This is a genomic window from Telluria sp. AIW5 (assembly GCF_056680575.1).
Genome location: NZ_CM155289.1, coordinates 3,498,444 through 3,515,859, shown reverse-complemented (window position 1 = coordinate 3,515,859; position 17,416 = coordinate 3,498,444). Strand labels below are relative to the sequence as shown.

17 protein-coding genes are annotated in these 17,416 nt (G+C 64.4%); 7 read left to right on the top strand and 10 right to left on the bottom strand.

The genetic code is table 11. The annotated features are described in order from the left end of the window. Positions 1-55: 55 nt before the first annotated feature. Entirely contained in the window at positions 56-952 is an 897-nt protein-coding gene (locus AC1MEM_RS15515) for a MaoC/PaaZ C-terminal domain-containing protein (protein ID WP_499471889.1), read from the bottom strand. A gap of 188 nt (positions 953-1,140) precedes the next feature. Here AC1MEM_RS15515 and AC1MEM_RS15510 point away from each other — a divergent pair, with 188 nt between their 5' ends. Then, positions 1,141-2,193, top strand: coding sequence for a branched-chain amino acid aminotransferase (locus AC1MEM_RS15510; RefSeq protein ID WP_499477662.1), 1,053 nt, complete (start codon positions 1,141-1,143; stop codon positions 2,191-2,193). A gap of 129 nt (positions 2,194-2,322) precedes the next feature. Beyond that, positions 2,323-3,234 (top strand): LysR substrate-binding domain-containing protein, encoded by a 912-nt coding sequence (locus AC1MEM_RS15505; RefSeq protein ID WP_499471887.1) that lies wholly within the window; start codon positions 2,323-2,325, stop codon positions 3,232-3,234. 228 nt (positions 3,235-3,462) lie between these two features. On the opposite strand, the gene AC1MEM_RS15500 is transcribed toward AC1MEM_RS15505, so the two are convergent. The 4 genes from AC1MEM_RS15500 to AC1MEM_RS15485 all read right to left on the bottom strand — a co-directional run bounded on the left by AC1MEM_RS15500 (position 3,463) and on the right by AC1MEM_RS15485 (position 7,317). After that, entirely contained in the window at positions 3,463-4,770 is a 1,308-nt protein-coding gene (locus tag AC1MEM_RS15500; protein WP_499471885.1) for an ISNCY family transposase, read from the bottom strand. Positions 4,771-4,939: 169 nt separating this feature from the next. Further along, a complete protein-coding gene (locus tag AC1MEM_RS15495) occupies positions 4,940-5,641 on the bottom strand; it encodes a pirin family protein (protein WP_499471883.1) in 702 nt (233 codons plus the stop codon). A gap of 168 nt (positions 5,642-5,809) precedes the next feature. Continuing rightward, on the bottom strand, positions 5,810-6,394 hold the full coding sequence (locus AC1MEM_RS15490; protein WP_499477660.1) for a flavin reductase family protein: 585 nt from the start codon (positions 6,392-6,394) through the stop codon (positions 5,810-5,812). 8 nt (positions 6,395-6,402) lie between these two features. After that, on the bottom strand, positions 6,403-7,317 hold the full coding sequence (locus tag AC1MEM_RS15485; protein WP_499471881.1) for a LysR family transcriptional regulator: 915 nt from the start codon (positions 7,315-7,317) through the stop codon (positions 6,403-6,405). Between the two features lie 126 nt (positions 7,318-7,443). On the opposite strand from AC1MEM_RS15485, the gene AC1MEM_RS15480 reads away from it, so the two are divergent. Continuing rightward, complete coding sequence (locus AC1MEM_RS15480; RefSeq protein WP_499471880.1) at positions 7,444-8,673, top strand: MFS transporter; 1,230 nt, start codon at positions 7,444-7,446, stop codon at positions 8,671-8,673. Here the strand turns inward: AC1MEM_RS15480 and AC1MEM_RS15475 are convergent. Next, entirely contained in the window at positions 8,642-9,442 is an 801-nt protein-coding gene (locus AC1MEM_RS15475; RefSeq protein WP_499471878.1) for a ferritin-like domain-containing protein, read from the bottom strand. The two genes, AC1MEM_RS15480 and AC1MEM_RS15475, sit on opposite strands and share 32 nt — an antisense overlap. Positions 9,443-9,919: 477 nt before the next feature. Here AC1MEM_RS15475 and AC1MEM_RS15470 point away from each other — a divergent pair, with 477 nt between their 5' ends. From AC1MEM_RS15470 to AC1MEM_RS15460, 3 genes are all read left to right on the top strand, one after another. Beyond that, positions 9,920-10,447: a PEP-CTERM sorting domain-containing protein gene (locus tag AC1MEM_RS15470; protein ID WP_499471876.1), complete on the top strand. Its 528-nt coding sequence runs from the start codon at positions 9,920-9,922 to the stop codon at positions 10,445-10,447. 93 nt (positions 10,448-10,540) lie between these two features. Next, positions 10,541-10,795, top strand: coding sequence for a hypothetical protein (locus AC1MEM_RS15465; protein ID WP_499471874.1), 255 nt, complete (start codon positions 10,541-10,543; stop codon positions 10,793-10,795). Between the two features lie 55 nt (positions 10,796-10,850). Then, complete coding sequence (locus AC1MEM_RS15460) at positions 10,851-11,522, top strand: DUF1345 domain-containing protein (protein WP_499471872.1); 672 nt, start codon at positions 10,851-10,853, stop codon at positions 11,520-11,522. Between the two features lie 14 nt (positions 11,523-11,536). Here the strand turns inward: AC1MEM_RS15460 and AC1MEM_RS15455 are convergent, their stop codons facing one another. Continuing rightward, on the bottom strand, positions 11,537-12,721 hold the full coding sequence (locus AC1MEM_RS15455) for a YncE family protein (protein ID WP_499477659.1): 1,185 nt from the start codon (positions 12,719-12,721) through the stop codon (positions 11,537-11,539). A gap of 77 nt (positions 12,722-12,798) precedes the next feature. Continuing rightward, entirely contained in the window at positions 12,799-13,650 is an 852-nt protein-coding gene (locus tag AC1MEM_RS15450; protein ID WP_499471870.1) for a creatininase family protein, read from the bottom strand. Positions 13,651-14,033: 383 nt separating this feature from the next. On the opposite strand from AC1MEM_RS15450, the gene AC1MEM_RS15445 reads away from it, so the two are divergent. Then, positions 14,034-15,236, top strand: a complete 1,203-nt coding sequence (locus AC1MEM_RS15445; RefSeq protein ID WP_499471868.1) for an ammonium transporter — start codon at positions 14,034-14,036, stop codon at positions 15,234-15,236. Positions 15,237-15,350: 114 nt separating this feature from the next. Here AC1MEM_RS15445 and AC1MEM_RS15440 read toward each other — a convergent pair whose 3' ends face one another. Next, positions 15,351-16,877, bottom strand: a complete 1,527-nt coding sequence (locus tag AC1MEM_RS15440) for a tripartite tricarboxylate transporter permease (RefSeq protein WP_499471866.1) — start codon at positions 16,875-16,877, stop codon at positions 15,351-15,353. A 12-nt stretch (positions 16,878-16,889) separates the two neighbouring features. Beyond that, entirely contained in the window at positions 16,890-17,408 is a 519-nt protein-coding gene (locus AC1MEM_RS15435) for a tripartite tricarboxylate transporter TctB family protein (protein WP_499471864.1), read from the bottom strand. Between the last annotated feature and the right edge of the window lie 8 nt (positions 17,409-17,416).

Here is a 17,416-nt window from a genome sequence, read left to right as displayed (position 1 = left end):
TTTGCGCGCCTTTACTTTCAACAGTGCAATTTTCGACCGGGCTGCGGGCGCGCGTTCAGGCCAGGGTGTATGCGCCCTCGGCGGCCAGCACGCCGTCGCGGAACAGCGCATAGCGCCCTGGTTCGCTGCCGGCCGTCAGCACCGCGGTCGAACCGAGCGGGATCGGCGCCGTGAAGCGCACCGAGATCGATGCCACCCGCCGCCCCGCCGCGTTCTCGAGCGCCGCGCAGGTCCTGGCGAGCGAATGCATGCCGTGGATGATCGGCGCCGGCAAGCCCATCAGGCGCGCGCTCCAGCGCGTCAGGTGGATCGGATTCCAGTCGCCGGAGATGCGGGCGTATTCACGGCCGCTCGATGGCGATAAAGTCCAGCTGCCGATGACGGCGCCCGGCTGTGCGGGCGGCTGCTCGCGTTTGCCCGTGCCCCGGCTGCGCCCGCGCACGGCGAGGTATTTGCTGGTGCAGGTGAAGATGCGCTCGCCGTTCGACGCGCCGACGGTCTCGAGCGCGCAGTAGACGGCGCCGGAGGCCGAGGGCGGCAGGATGTCGATGCGGGTGGACAGTTCGATCGGCGCGCCGGGCGCGACGGGCGCGTGCGCGACGGACGTGTGCGCGACCAATGCGTTCTCGATGTGGACGATGCCCGCCAGCCGGTACGGGAAGGCGTCCGACAGCAAGGTCGCCATGTGGGCGCGCTGGACCGGCAGGTACCAGTAGCTGAGCGGCACCGGGCCGGGCCCAGGACCGGACGCAGGACCGGACGTGAATCCGAGCGCCGCGCCGTAGCGGGCGACGTGATCGCGGTCGAGTCCCGGCAGGGTGAAGGTCGAGAGCAAAGGCCCGGGCGCACTCGCCGGCACGGGCCGGGGCCGTTTGGACAGGACCCGCAGCACCAGGCCGGGGCCCATGGGCGGCAGCGCCGGCGCGGGGCCGGCGGCGATCGATGGACGCACGTTTTCTCCTCAATTCACGGTCGGGACGCAATCGGCCGCTTGCCATAATCAAGATCCCGCAGCCAAAATGCTGTGATTGGTCGATAATACAGGCTGACGACGCACTACCGCACTGTCGCGCATTGTAGATTCACGGAGATTGTATGAACAAAGTTGGTCCATCGACCCTGTCGATCCAGAAAAGCCTGATGCCCCTTCCAACCCCTGACCGCAAGGCCGTGCTCGAGAATCCCGGCTTCGGCCGCGCGTTCACCGACCACATGGTCACGATCCGCTACACCGAAGGCCGCGGCTGGCACGACGGCAAGGTCGAGGCGCGCGGCACGCTGCCGCTCGACCCGTCGACGATGGTGCTGCACTATGCGCAGGAAATCTTCGAAGGCCTGAAGGCCTATCCGCAGCCGGACGGCGGCGCCGCCCTGTTCCGCCCGGAAGCCAATGCACGCCGCTTCCAGAATTCCGCGACCCGCCTGGCGATGGAGCCGCTGCCGGAAGAACTGTTCCTGGAAGCCGTGCACGCCCTGGTGAACACCGACCGCGACTGGATCCCGCAAACGGAAGGCGCGGCGCTCTACCTGCGCCCGTTCATGATCGCCACCGAAGTCGCCCTCGGCGTGCGGCCGGCCGGCGAATACCTGTTCTGCGTGTTCGCCTCCCCGGCAGGCAACTACTTCAAGGGCGGCGCCGCCGGCGTGACGCTGTGGGTGTCCGAGAACTACATCCGCGCCGCACCCGGCGGCACCGGTGAGGCCAAGTGCGGCGGCAACTACGCCGCCAGCCTCGCGGCGCAGGCCGAAGCCACGCGCGAAGGCTGCGACCAGGTCGTGTTCCTGGACGCGGTCGAGCGCAAATGGGTCGAGGAACTGGGCGGCATGAACATCTTCTTCGTGTTCGAAGACGGTTCGATCCAGACCCCGCCGCTGGCCGGCACCATCCTGCCCGGCATCACGCGCGACTCGCTGATCGTGCTGGCGCGCGACCTCGGCATCACGGTGCGCGAAGAGCCCTACTCGATCGACCAGTGGAAAGCGGACGCCGCCAGCGGCCGCCTGGCCGAAGCATTCGCCTGCGGCACCGCCGCCGTCGTGACGCCGATCGGCAAGGTCAAGGGCAATGGCTACGAGGCGGCGATCGGCAACGGCGAAGCCGGTCCGGTCACCACCCGCCTCAAAACGGCGCTGCTCGACATCCAGAACGGCCGCGCCGAAGACAAGCACGGCTGGATCCAGCGCGTGTTCTAAGCGGTTTACAGCCGGGGTCTCCAACAATTGTTTATTTTTATTAAACAATTGTTGGATAGCCGGCGAAGCTGCACGGCATCGAACCACGAGCAATCGTGGTTTTTTTACAGCTAACCGATAGCGAACCGCATGCTCAAACTCAGCCTCGACGCCCTGCTCACGGTCGATACCATCGCCCGCCGCGGCTCCTTCGCCGCCGCCGCGAAAGAACTGTTCCGGGTGCCTTCGACGATCTCCTACACCGTCTCGAAACTCGAGGAAGACCTGGGCGTGCAGTTGTTCGAGCGCTTCGGCCCGCGCGTGGAACTCACGGCGGCCGGCGCCGAACTGCTCAAGGAGGGGCGCTACCTGCTGAAAGCGGCCGGCGACCTGGAACGCCGGGTGCGGCGCGTGGCTTCCGGCTGGGAGACGGAGTTTACGATCGCCATCGACTCGATGCTCTCGCCCTGCGCGCTGATGGACCACATCACCGCCTTTTACGGCGCCGCCGACCAGACGCGCCTGCGCCTGCTGAAGGAAGAACTGTCGGGCACCTGGGAAGCGCTGATCGAGCGCCGTGCCGACCTGCTGGTGGGCGCGGCCGGCATGGGACCGCCGGGCGGCGGCTACACGGCCGAGCCGATGGGGACGATCACCTTCGTGTTCGTGGTGGCGCCGCAGCATCCGCTGGCCGGGGTCACGCATCCGCTGTCGAAAAGCGACCTGGCCGCCTGCCGCGCCGTGTCGGTGGCCGATTCGGCGCGCCAGCTGCAGGCGCGCACGGTTGGTTTGCTGTTCGGCCAGGACACGCTGTCGGCGCCGGACATGCAAACAAAATACGACTTCCAGCGCGCGGGGCTGGGCTTCGGCTTCCTGCCCGAGGCCTGGGTGCGCGAGGATATCGCGCAGGGGCGATTCGTCGTCAAGGAAGTGGAAGAACCGAAGCCGGACGAGACACTGTATCTCGCCTGGCGCACCGGGGAAGAAGGCGCGGCGCTGCAATGGTGGCGCGAGCGCCTGCGCAGCGCGGGCCTGGTGTCGCGCCTGATCCTGCCGCGCTAATAGCCGTAGGGTGGGCACTCGTGCCCACGCTGTCTCACCGCTCGCATGTCGGCGACGCCGCAACCGATATCGACCATACCGACCTCGCGACCGGCCGTACGCGATTTTGTCGACCGGCGCCAAGCATCATGCGATGATCCGCGTGGGCACGAGTGCCCACCCTGTAAAGGCAAATTAGAAATGTCCGGTTTCAGCAAAATAGAAATGTCCGATTTTTTTCGGCAATTCCTAGCAGTGTTGAGGCGACTTGGATGCGACTTTGCGCGCGCTCGTTTGTTTGGCAGCGGTGACGCCGGCTGCGATCTCGGCGGCAGTGGGATTACGGTACGGACGATTGCGTTTGCGCTTCTCGGCCAGCTGATCGAGCGTGTGGTCTATCGTCTTGGTGTCGACATCGATGAAGTGTCGCGCTTTCAGGTTGCATTCTTGTACCGTATGCGGCAGCAGGTGCGTGCCTGCGCGTACTTCGATGCGTCCATCGGCAAAGGTGTAGAGCGCTACCGAGCTTCCAGCGTGGGCCCTGGCAGCGGCCGAATCCACAAGCACAAAGCGCTTCGATTCAAATTGCAGCGTCAACTTGGCACTCAGTTTTCGTTGTTCGCGGTGGGCCAGGATCAGGGACAGATCTTCATTCGATCTGACTGGGCGGTGCAGATTGATCGTGCTGTGCGCTGGTCGCTCAAAACGCTCGTTGTATTGGCAAACGAAGCTGTCGCACCAAACGTTGGCTTCAGCGATGCTGCTGATGTTTGCCAGACGCAGTTCCCGTGTCAAGCGCGCTTGCAAACTGCGATTCATGCGTTCGACCCGCCCTTTGGCTTGGGGAGAGTTGGCACAGATCAGCTCGATATCCAACTCATCGAGAGCGCGTTGAAACTGCGTCGGAGCATGGCGGTTTTGCGCAGCCGAGCGAAATACCGCAGCCTTGTCGGCATACAAGGCTCGAGGCTTGCCATGGCGCCCGAGGTAGCGCCGCGTGGCTTCGAAGTAGCCGGTGGTTGTTTCGGTTTCGGCAAAATACAGTTGCATTAGCCGGCCAGTGGCGTCATCGACGTACACGAGCAAAGCGCAATGCGGAGCACGGCCTTCGAACCAATCATGCCGGCTTCCATCGATTTGGACCAGCTCACCCAGGCAAGCGCGCCGCGTACGAGGCTGATGCAAAACGCCTGCGCGGGCGTCGCGTGGTGTCCACAAACCGCTCTCGATCATCAAGCGACGCAGCGTCTCCTTTGAGAGCACCACGTCATGGCATTCAGCCAGCTTCTCGCAAGCGAACGTGGGTGGAAAATCAGCGTAATGGTCCCGGACCAACTGCAACGCTTGCTGTGCCAAGCCTGGCTTCAGCTGGCGATTGCCAGCCTTACCGCGCTGCGCCGAGATCAACCCAGCTGGCCCGGCATCACGAAATTGGTTAGCCAGCCGCTGCACCTGCCGCGTCGTCAGTCCAAGCTGCAACGCCGCCGTTGCCGGCTTGATCTGCTTGTCGACCAAGGCCTTGATGACCTTACCCCGATCTACTTCTTTCATGTTCATGCTCCCGGTTCTGCTCATCGCCCAACTCCGACATATTCGAAGTCAACAGCTTGAATGAAATAGCAAAATCGGACATTTCTATTTTGCTAGAACCGGACATTACTATTTTGCCCTTACACACCCTACGGTGCGCATCGTGCCGTGGCATTTACAGCACTACCACTGAGCTTTACTGCGGCAGGTCGAACAGCAGCACTTCCGCATCCTGTGCGCCGCCAAGCTTCACGAGCGCTTCGGCGTCGATGCGCACCGCGTCGCCCGCTTTCAAGGCTTCGCCGTTCACTTCGAGCGCGCCGCGCGCTACGTGGACGTAGGCGATGCGGCCGGCCTGCAGCGGGAATTCCAGCGCATCACCGGCGCCCAGGATGGCCGCGTAGATCGACGCATCCTGGCGGATCGAGACCGAACCTTCACGGCCGTCCGGGGACGCCACCACACGCAGGCGGCCGGTTTTCGAGGCGGCGTCGAAATGCTTCTCTTCGTAGCCGGCCGCCGCGCCCACCTGGTTCGGCTGGATCCAGATCTGCAGGAAGTGCACGGGCTCCGTCTTCGAATGATTGAACTCGCTGTGCACCACGCCTTCGCCGGCACTCATGCGCTGGACGTCGCCGTAGCGCAGCACCGAACCGTTGCCCATGCTGTCCTTGTGTTCCAGCGCGCCCTCGAGCACATACGAGATGATTTCCATGTCGCGGTGGCCGTGCGCATCGAAGCCGCGGCCGGCGGAGACACGGTCCTCGTTGATCACGCGCAGCGGGCCAACGCCCATGTGGGCAGGATCGTGGTAGTGGCCGAACGAGAAGGTGTGCTTCGAATCCAGCCAGCCGAAGTTGGCGACGCCGCGGTCTTCGCTTTTACGTACTTTCAACATGATGCGCTCCTTTTGTTATCGGCCGTTCGAACGATTCGAATCTCGCTGCCGTCCCGGGCTCTCCCGTTCCGGCGCTGGCCGTCTTGTGCATGGAGTCCATTATGCGCGCCTGCCCCGGGAACAAAAAGCGAGTAGTTTGCCGCCCTATCATCGAAATTTTCGAACGCGTCAATCCTCGCCGGGGCCGGCGCGCATCGGCTCGCCGATCGCGTAGAACTGGCCGCCGGCCACGTGGTGGATGCTGCGCCATTCCGGTCCCGCGGTTTCAAAACGCCAGTGCCCCTCGCGGAACACGCGGTCGTCGGCCCAGGCGGCCACCACTTCGCCGATGAAGAGGTCATACACGGCCTGGTTGTGCGGTTCCGGCACCAGGCGGCATTCGAGCCAGGCCGCGCAGCCGTCGACAAAGGGCAGCGTGTCGCCGGCCATCCGCAGCAGCGTGACGCCTGCATCGAGCAGCTTGCGGGGATGGTCGTCCAGGCTGCGGTTGCCGACTTCGTTCGTCAACGCCAGCTGCGCGGCGGTCGGCACCTGGATCACGAAGCGCCCGCTCGCTTCGATCAGCGCACGCGTCCTGGTCGCCTTGTCCAGCACCACGGTGAGCTTGGGCGGCGCGAAATCGAGGGCGCAGGCCCAGGCGGCGGCCATGACGTTGTCGACGCCGGCGTGATGGCCCGAGACCAGCACCGTCGGGCCGTGCGTGAGCAGGCGGTAGGCTTTTTCCAGGGGCACCGGCTGGATGTGCTGGCTCATTTGTTCACTCATGTGTTCTCCAAAGTTGGGGGCAAGGCGCACAGCTGCGGGTTGGCCGCGAACAGGCCGGCGACCCAGTCGGCGAAGACGCGCAGCTTCGGGGTCGCCATCCGTCCCTGCGGATGGACGAGCGAGACCGGCATCGGCACGCTCGGGAAGTCTGCCAGCACCTCGACCAGCGCGCCGCTCGCCAGGTGTTCGATCACCATGTAGCGGGCAGCCTGGATGATGCCCAGGCCCTGCAGGCCGCAGGCGACATAGGCGTCGGCATCGTTGACGGCGACCGCACCGGGCAGGTGACGGCGCTGGACCTGGCCATCGACGCTGAAATCCCAGTCGAAGGGCCGCCCGGTGCGGCCCGAAAAATGGACGACGCCGCGGTGGCGGTCGAGGTCCCCGACCACGGCGGGAATGCCGTGGCTTGCGAGGTAGGCCGGCGCCGCGCAGGTCACGAAGCGCATGCTGCCGATGCGGCGCCCGATCAGCGAAGAATCGTCGAGCTCACCGACGCGCAGCGCACAGTCGATGGCGTCGCGCGTGAGGTCGGCCAGGCGGTCGGCGAGGCCGACCACCAGTTCGATGCCCGGGTAGCGCGCGTGGAATTCGGCCAGCCGCGGTATGACGATCCGGCGCCCGAGCGCACCAGGCAGCTCGATGCGCAGGCGGCCCTGGGGCGCGCCCTCGATGCCGCGAAAGCGTCCCTCCGCGGCCTCCACGGCGGCGAGGATCTCGACGCAGCGCGCGTAGAACTCGGCCCCGTCGGTGGTCAGCGACACCGAGCGCGTCGTCCGCTGCAGCAGCTTCGTGCCGAGATAGGCTTCCAGGTTCTGCATGGTCGCCGTGAGCGAGGCGCGCGGCAGGTTCAGCGTTTCGGCCGCGCGCGTAAAACTGTTCGCCTCGACGATGCGCACAAATGTCCGCATGGCTTTGATCCGGTCCACTTCGCACCCCGATTGTTCATGAAAAGTGAATTGTATAGCAGGCGAGACGGGTAATTATCTTTACAAAGGAATTCCCTAGAATGGCGGCATACCCAACAAGGAGCTTTGATGACATCCGCTACCGACCCCAGCGCCGATATTTCGCCCGGCATGATCCGCCTGCTGGCCTTTGCCGCCGGCCTGATCGTCGCCAGCCTGTACTACGCCCAGACCCTGGTCGGACCGATCAGCCAGGCCACCGGCCTCTCGCCCGAGGCGGCCGGCCTGATCGTCACGCTGACCCAGGTCGGCTATGCGCTCGGCCTGCTGTTCATCGTCCCGCTGGGCGACCTGCTGGAAAACCGCAAACTGGTGTTCGTGCTGCTGCTGGCCACCGCCGTCATGCTGGCCGCTGCCGCGTTCAGCACCAGCGGCGCGCTGTTCCTCGCGGCCTCGCTCGGCATCGGGCTCGGCTCGGTGGCGGCGCAAGTGCTGGTGCCCTTCGCCGCCCACCTGTCGCGCGAAGCGACGCGCGGCCAGACGGTCGGCAAGGTCGTCAGCGGCCTGCTGCTGGGGATCATGCTGGCGCGCCCCGCGGCCAGCCTGGTCGCCGACCACTTCAGCTGGCATGCCGTGTATGGCGGCGCCGCGCTGGCCGTCGCCCTGCTCGCCTTCCTGCTGCGCGCGCGCCTGCCGCAGCGGGTGCCGGAATCGTCCCTGCCCTACGGGAGCCTGATCGGCTCGATGTGGCAGCTCTTGACGACGACTCCCGTGCTGCGCCGGCGCGCCGCCTACCACGCCGCCATGTTCGCCTCCTTCAGCCTGTTCTGGACCGTGACGCCGCTGGTGCTGGCCGGCCCGGCCTTCCATTTGTCGCAGACGGGGATCGCGATTTTCGCGCTGGTCGGCATGGCGGGCGCCGTGGCGTCCCCGGTCGCGGGCCGGCTGGCGGACCGCGGCCACACCCTGTACGCAACGGCCGGCGCGCTGGGCCTCGGCGTGGCCAGCTTCGCGCTGCCGCTGTTCGTCCCGGGTTCGCGCGCGGTGGCGCTCGGCATGCTGGTGATCGCCTCGATCGCGCTCGACATGGCGGTGGCCGCCAACATGGTGCTGGGCCAGCGCGCCATTTTTTCGCTCGCCGCCGACGTGCGCAGCCGCCTGAACGGCCTCTTCTTCGCGCTGTTCTTCGTTGGCGGCGCCGTCGGCTCGGCGCTCGGCGCCTGGGTCCATGCGCGCCACGGCTGGGATGCCGCGTTGCTGACCGGGATGGCTTTCCCTGCCGCCGCGCTGGCCTGGTGGACGCTCGAATGGGCGGCCGGGCGCCGCCTCACGCAAAACGCGAGAGTTCCTCTTCAGTGAAACCGGCGCGCCGGCGGGCCTCGAGATTGAACGGGCCCTTTAACACCGGCGCCTTGTAGCGGACCACCAGTTCATCGTAAGTGGCGCGCAGCGGCAAAGCGCGCGCCGCGCACAGGAAGCCGTACCAGCGGTTGCCGATCTCGACGTGGCCGACTTCGTCGCGCAGGATGATGTCGAGGATCTCCGCCGCCGCGCTGTCGCCGGCCTGGGCCAGTTTCGCGCGCAGCGGCGGAATGGCGTCCAGCCCGCGCGCCTCCAGCGTGCGCGGCACCAGCGCCATGCGCGCCAGCACGTCCCCTTTCGTCTTGTCGACCATCTCCCACAGGCTGTCATGGCCGGGGAAGTCGCCGTAGGCGCAGCCGAGCGTCCTCAAATGATCGGCCAGCAGCGTGAAGTGATAGGCCTCCTCTTTCGACACCTGCAGCCAGTCGGCGTAATAGGCGTCGGGCAAGCCGGGAAAACGCCAGAGCGCATCGAGCGCCAGGTTCATCGCATTGAATTCGATATGGGCCAGCGCGTGCACCAGCATGGCGCGGCCTTCGATGGTGACCATCGAACGGCGGCCGACGAGGCGCGGTGGCACGAGTTCGGGACGCTCCGGACGGCCGGGAATGGCGCCGGCCGCTTCGAGCGCGGCCCCGCTGTCGAGCGCCAGCGCGCCGGCGGCGAAGGATTCTGCGAGCGCTGCCACCGCGAGCGTCTTGGTGAGCGGATCGGTCTCCAGCAGGCAGCGCAGGGCGCGCGCACGCAGTTCCGGGACGTCTGGCATCGTCATTCTCTTGCAGATAAAGGCGGCAGTGTAGCAAATCCGCAAGGTCCTCCGGCAATTCACAGCCAGGCCGTGCCAGAGTCGCGAGCCGATCCTGCGGCGCAGCCGCTGCGTGCGGCAACTGTCGACCGGCTGCTGTCTGTAGCGACCGGCTGCTTCCGCCCCGAAGCAGCCGTTAGCCGTTAGCCGTTAGCCGTTAGCCTGTAACTGGGCGTACGCCTCAGTCTCGGCGCGGCCGTCACCGCAAATGAGAACGCCGTCCCCATCGAGCACATGGAAGCTATGTTGCACGCCGTTTATACCTCCGGCGCCGTCGAGACCAGCCATAAAGTTAATTGCATTGGAGACAAGATGCAAGCCTCCTTACATGTCGAAGAATTTTACAATAGAAACTTACATTTCCAATAAGTCATTGGTATTATTAGATGGCATCATTATTGCTTTTAGGACTTACGTCTAAAACCAACTAAGGATGTCATGAAAAAAATTCTCCTTGCTGTTCTGCTCGCCACCATCGGCTCTGCTCACGCTGGTGTCTACACCTTCGCAATGTCTGATGCTAATGACAACACAGTTTCTGGCTCATTTGAGGGTAAAGCGCACGGCAATCTCATTACCGATCTTTCCAACATCTCTGTTGCAATCAACGGCGCGGAAATTTCCGGAAGCGGCAACCTTTATTCCGCTCAATACGTCGAGAACCAGTATTATTGGGCTCCTGGAGCAGTAGTCTCTTTTGACGGGAAAGAAAATAATTTTATTTTCATTAATAGCGACTTGGCCAATGGCGATGACAGCTACAGCGCGTTCGTGTATTCGCTCAGCTGGTACGACGAGAGCGACGCTTTCGACAGCGCTCAGAACATTTCGATGTATATGCCAGGTTCAGCTGCTTCATACGACTGGCAAGTCACTGAAGTGAGCGAAGTTCCTGAGCCAGCTAGCCTCGCCCTGTTCGGCTTGGGCCTTGCAGGCTTGGGTGCTCTGCGTCGTCGCCTGAAGTAATCTCTCAAGTTGTAAACGAAGGCCGGTGCTCACCGGCCTTTTTTTGGCCGATTTGCGCGAAAACTGTAAGCACACACACAGTGCTACTCCCTGATGGGCTTTACAGAAACGCTACCGACTAAACAGCTGCGCGAGATCAAGGAGCGAAACCGGCACTTGGCAGGCGGGCGCGCGCTGCTGTGGGAGATCAAACGGCTGCAGGCGGTCCTCTACGCCGACCAACTGCAGCGCATGCTTATCTTGCATAATTTACTTTTCTGGGGACTGTCGCTGTCGACGCTGGCGGCCAACGGCCTGGCGTTTTCCGTGGCAGGCTGGCGTCAGTTGGGCCGCGCAGCTGACTGTTAACAACAACGGCTCGTCTACAAATTTAATTCAATTTTCCTGATCGGCTTGCAGATAGATGTCTTCCACCTTCTTCCGAAACCGTTACCGCCTCTTTCACTCCCATCCACGCCTGATGAGCGCGTCCGCCGTAGGTGTGATTGTGGGAGCGGCGCTGCCGCATGGCTGGGGACTTTCCCTGAAATGCCTGGTCGGATGGAATATCGCGGTATGGCTTTACCTGGGCATGACGAGCTGGGTAGTTCTGCGCGGCGACCCGCGCCAGATAACCAGGCTGGCTGAACAAGAGGAAGCGAACGCAGTCTTTGCGCTGTCGGTCATGTCTGTCGGAGCGATGATCAGCCTGGCTGCGATCGTCATCGAACTCGCCTCCGCCAAAAGCATGACCGGAGACCAGAGACTGACGCACTACGGCCTTACAGCGGCAACGGTATTGGGCTCATGGCTTCTGGTGTCCGTTATATACAGCTTCCATTACGCCCACCTGTACTATCGTTCGCACACTGGCAACAAGCCCCTTCGATTTCCTGACGATACCCTGGAGGCCGGGTACTGGGACTTTCTTTATTTCTCGTTCACGATTGCGGTTGCAGCGCAGACCTCCGATGTCAGCATCCATTCCACGACGGCCCGCAAGGCCGTGCTCGCGCAATCGGTGCTGTCATTCGTATTCAATGCCGCGATCATTGGGATGTCGATCAATATCGCGGCCGGACTGGTGGGCAGTTAGGCGCGGTTGATCCGCTAACGCAGGTTGCCCGTATGCCCGAGCGAGTAACGCCCCGGCTGCGGCCACACGGTCAATCCATGCGGCTCGCCCCCCACCTTCACCGAGCGCACGTCGCCGCTGCCCGTATCGATCCGGTACACGACATCGTCAAATCGCCCCGCCAGCCACAGCCACTTGCCATCCGCGCTGACATTGCCCATATCCGGGCTGCCGCCATTCGGAATCGCCCAATGCGCGACGATCTTCTCGCTGGCGAATTCCAGCACGTCGACGCTGCCCGGGCCCTTGCGCTTGCCGTGGATGCGGTGCGTGCCGCGGTTGGTGATGTACAGGAATTTGCCGTCGCGGCTGGGGTACAGCCCGTGCGTGCCGGGACCGGACGGAATGAAGCCGACCTTGGTGAAACTCGCGCCGTCGATGATGTGGACGCCGTCCGCCATCATGTCGGCCACGTAGAAGCGCTTGCCGTCCGGCGAAATGCGCACGTCCTGCGGCATGCCCTTCTTGCTCGTGCAGACTTCGCTGGCGCCGGGATTGCGCGGGTCGAAGCCTTCGCGCACGCGCGTGCCGGGCATGCTCAGCTTCAGGTAGCCCAGCACCTTGCGTTCGGCGAGGTCGATCCTGGCGATCGAACCATCGAACTCGCAGGTGAACAGCGCATAGCGCCCGTCGATCGAGAACTCGGCGTGGTTGATGCCGCCGCACTTCGGCACGTCGATCGCATACTGCATCGCCATCGTGTGCGGATCGCGGAAGTCGAGCCGGCGCCGGGCTTCGGCGACCACGATCGCCGACTTGCCGTCGGGCGTGAAGTACATGTTGTAGGGGTCGTCGACCGGCACCGTCTGGCCCGGCTTGCCGGTGACCGGATCGATCGGGGTCAGGCTGCCGCTGTCCTGGCGCTCGGCGTTATTCGCGACCCACAGCGTGCGCAGGTCCCAGGCCGGGATCACGTGCTGCGGGCTGATGCCGACCTTGAAGCGGTCGACGACTTTCATCGTTGCCGGATCGATCACGCTGACGTCGTTCGAGCGCAAATTCGGCACGTACACGCGTTCGAGGTCGCCGCGTACGGCGGCGCTCAGGTGCGTCGGACCGATTTCGCTGTACAGGTTGTTCGGATCGAGGACCGGCGGCATGCCGGAAGCCGCGACGACGTGGGAGGGCCCGGTGACGACCGGTGCCTGCTTGCTACGCATGAGGATGGCCGCGCCGGCCACGATGGACAAGGCGACGATGGCGCCGACTGTTTTTTTGAATCGCACGATGGGGTTTTTCAGGGTTGCCGGGTTGGGTTCTGGTTGGGATGCGCCTCTACTACGGCGCGGATGGCGGCGACGGAGGCCTCGACGACAGCATCGACGCCGGCCTGGCCGAGCGCCGCCGTTGCGCGGCGCGGGTCGCCATTGACGCCGCCGGCCTTTCCGGCAGCGGCGCCGGCCGCGAGCAACTCCTGGCGCACCAGCCTGGGATCGACCGCCAGCGACAGCGCCGTATCGGCGAGGCCTGCGTGCAGGCCGATCTCCGCATCGCCATAACCGCGGCGCTTCAGGCCGGCCACATACGCCGTTTGCGTCGCTCCGTAATAGCCGAGCAAGGCGTGAACGCGGCAAGCTTGCCCACGGTTGACGCGGTCGGCCGCCTTTTCTTCGTTTTTCTGGTAGCCGCCGTGGTCGCCGAGGAAAAACACGTCGCGCGCGCCGTGCTGGCAGAAGCTGCGCGCGGTGGCTTCCAGCACCGATTCGAAGGCGGCGTCCGGAATCGAGATCGTGCCGGCAAAGCGCATGTGGCCGACCGGCGGCGTGATCGACCCTTCGGGCACGTAGGCGACGACCGGGGCGACGACCGCATTCCCGAGGCGCTGGGCGACGCGGCCGGCCAGCACGCGGGCGCGCACATTGTGCTTGCCGAGCACGATATGCGGCCCGCTTTGTTCGGTGCCGCCGATCGGCACCAGCACCGTGGTGGCGCCGGCTGCGATGCGGGCCTGCAGTTCGGGCGAGGTCAGGTCTTCGATATAAACGCTGGCCGGGGCGCCTGCAGCTGCCAGTACGGGGGCGGCCAGCATCGCGGCGAGGCTTGCGGCGCCGAACACCTTGCGGCGCCGGCTGTTCTGCGGATGAAGCATCGTGGGTCGTTTTCCTGGGCTGTTTCCGGCGCGTCGCGGATGCTTTCCGCGCGTCACTCTCACATCATTGTAGAGCAGGCGGTCCGGTAAAAACGGAAGTTGAGCGAGTATTCGCGGGCTCTGTTGCAAACCAGCAGTTCGGGATTGTCTTCGCTACAAGCCGGGCGCCCACGCGCCCGCTTTTAGTGCAGGCTCTGCCGCATACAGGTGCGCTAAAACGTGCGCCGAACGCACACTTTTAGTGCATCGCACGTGAAAAGCCCTGCCGCGCAGGAAAATGTCGAGAATATTCAGCACCTTGACGATGCGCCACGGGGAGGCGCGAATTTTGCTTTACCACATCCTCTCGTCTTACATTCGCACTCTTTTAGAAAGTCACTCGGATGGATGCACTACATAATGGCGCCGACACCCTGTTCGTCCTGCTCGGCGCGATCCTGATCCTGGCCATGCACGCCGGCTTCGCATTTCTCGAACTCGGCACGGTCCGCAAGAAAAACCAGGTGAATGCCCTGGTCAAGATCCTGGTCGATTTCGCCGTCTCCACGATTGCGTATTTCTTCATCGGCTACAGCATCGCCTACGGCGTCAACTTCTTTTCCGACGCCGCTGCCCTGAGCACGCGCCACGGCTTCGAGCTGGTCAAATTCTTTTTCCTGCTCACCTTTGCCGCGGCGATCCCCGCCATCATTTCCGGCGGCATCGCCGAGCGCGCGAAATTCCACCCGCAGCTGGTCGCCACGGCGCTGCTGGTCGGTTTCGTCTACCCCTTCTTCGAGGGCATCGTCTGGAACCACAACCTCGGCGTCCAGGCCTGGCTGCATACCGTCCTCGGTGCCGAGTTCCACGACTTCGCGGGTTCGGTGGTCGTCCATGCCGTGGGCGGCTGGGTGGCGCTGCCGGCGGTGCTGCACCTTGGTGCGCGCCGGGGGCGCTATACGAAAGCGGGCACGATCGCGGCCCACCCGCCATCGAGCATCCCTTTCCTTGCGCTGGGCGCCTGGGTGCTGGCAGTCGGCTGGTTCGGCTTCAACGTCATGAGCGCGCAAACCCTCGATAAAATCAATGGCCTGGTCGCGCTCAATTCGCTGATGGCGATGGTCGGCGGCACCCTCGCCGGCGTGCTGGCCGGTAAGAACGACCCGGGTTTCGCCTATAACGGGCCGCTCGCCGGGCTGGTGGCGGTGTGCGCGGGCTCCGACCTGATGCATCCGCTGGGGGCGCTGGTCACCGGCGCCATCGCCGGCGGCGTCTTTGTCTGGATGTTCACGCTGACGCAAAACAAGTGGAAGATCGACGACGTGCTGGGCGTCTGGCCCCTGCACGGCCTGTGCGGGGCCTGGGGCGGGATTGCGGCCGGCATCTTCGGCCAGCGCGCGCTGGGTGGCCTGGGCGGCGTGTCCTTTGTCTCCCAGCTGATCGGCACCCTGATGGGCGTGGCGATTGCGTTTGCGGCCGGCTGGCTGATTTACGGCCTGCTCAAGCGGCTGGTGGGGATCAGGCTCGATCCCGAGGATGAGTACAATGGCGCCGACCTGTCGATTCACAAGATCAGCGCCACGGCGGAGCGGGAGACGAGCTGGTAGGGTGGGCATGCCCACGCGTGACGCCCGCCCTAGTGTTGGCGTGCTTGTCTTCAAACGAAGCCAACAATGCGCGTCGTTCACGCGTGGGCATGCCCACCCTACGTACTGCGAAAATCAAGCAGCGTGGCCTGGCTCCGCAGCCACCGGCGCCCGCGGGAAGAATCGCTGGCGCAGCGAACCCAGCAGCGACCAGCCGAGCCCGGCCACCGCCAGCGTCATGATCGTGCCGACCAGCCCGTTGCTCCAGAAAATCTCCAGCCCGCCGCGCGAGGCCAGCATGCTCTGGCGGAACGCGTCCTCGGCCCGGTCGCCCAGCACCAGGGCCAGCACCAGCGGCGCCAGCGGGTAGTCGAGTTTCTTGAACACGTAGCCGACGATGCCGAAGGCCAGCATCAGCCAGATGTCGAACTGGGCGTTATGCACCGTGAAGGCGCCGATCGCGCACACCACCAGGATCACCGGGGCGATGATCGAGAACGGAATGCGCAGGATCGCGGCAAACAGCGGCACCGTCGCCAGCACGATGATCAGGCCCGAGATATTGCCGAGGTACATGCTCGCAATCAGTCCCCAGACGAAATCCTTCTGCTCGACGAAGAGCAGCGGACCCGGCTGCAGGCCCCAGATCATCAGGCCGCCGAGCAAGACCGCGGCGGTGGCCGAGCCGGGGATGCCCAGCGCCAGCATCGGCAGCAAGGCACTGGTGCCGGCCGCATGTGCCGCCGTTTCCGGCGCCAGCACGCCGGCGACGTTGCCCTTGCCGAAGCTGTCCTGGTCGCGGGCGAACTTCTTGGCCACGCCATAGCCCATGAACGAGGCCGCCGTGGCGCCGCCAGGGGTGATGCCCATCCAGCAGCCGATCGCCGAGGAACGCAGCAAGGTGGCGAAGTGGCGCGGCATCGTGGCCCAGGTCTTGAACACCACCTTCAGGTCGATCTTGCCGTTCTTGCCGCGGAAAGCCAGGCCTTCTTCGATCGTGATCAGGATTTCGCTGATGCCGAACAGGCCGATCACCGCCACCAGGAAGTCGAAGCCGCGCAACAGCGGTGCGGCGCCGAAGGTCATGCGCAACTGGCCGGAAATCGTATCGAGGCCGACGGCCGCCAGCACGAAGCCGACACACATGGCGATGACGATCTTCGCCTTTGCTTCCTTGCCCATGCCGATGAAGCTGGCAAAGGTGAGGAAATAGACCGCGAAGAATTCGGGCGGCCCGAAGCGCAGCGCGAACTTGGCCACCAGCGGCGCCAGGAAAGTGATCATCAACACGCCGACGAGCGCCCCGATGAAGGAGCCGGTAAAGGCGCTGGTCAGCGCTTCGCCCGCCCTGCCCTGCTGCGCCATCGGGTAGCCGTCGAAGGTGGTCGCCACCGACCAGGCCTCGCCCGGAATATTGAACAGGATCGAGGTGATGGCGCCGCCGAACAGCGCGCCCCAGTAGATGCACGACAGCAGGATGATCGCCGAGGTCGGGTTCATCGTAAACGTCAGCGGCAGCAAGATCGCCACCCCGTTCGGGCCGCCGAGCCCGGGCAGCACGCCGACGACGATGCCGAGCAGGATGCCGACGATCATCAGCCCACCGTTGTGCCACGACAGGACGGTCGAAAAACCCTGGAGCAGCGCGTTGAAGTCATCCATGTGAAGTTCCGATCAGTAACCGAACAATTGCTCGAGAGGGCCCTTGGGCAGCGGCACCGTGAACATGATTTCAAAAATCCAGAACAGGACCAGGCTGATGACGACGCCCGTGATGGCCGACCTGTACCAGGTGAATTTGCCAACCAGGCACATGAAGATGCCGATGAACAGCGCCGAGGCCACGTAGATGCCGATGAACTGGACCGCCGAGATATACACAATCAGCGGCAGCAGCACGATGGCCACCAGCTTCGCCTGGGCCTGCTCGAGGAAGGCGGAGCGGTCGTTCTTGCGCAGTGCCTGGACGACCACCACGATACTGCCCAGCAGGATGGCGATGCCCATGCGCATCGGGAAATACCCGGCCTGCGGGCCATCCTCGGCCCAGCCGGCGCCGAGCTTGTAGTTGCTCACGATGGCCAGCAGCGCGAACGCGGCAACCACGATGCCGACCGCGATTTCCATAGTCCGCTTGGTAATGACGGTCGCCGACGGCGCCACGCCACCGTGGGTCTCTTCTTGGGGAGTCATGGTGCGCC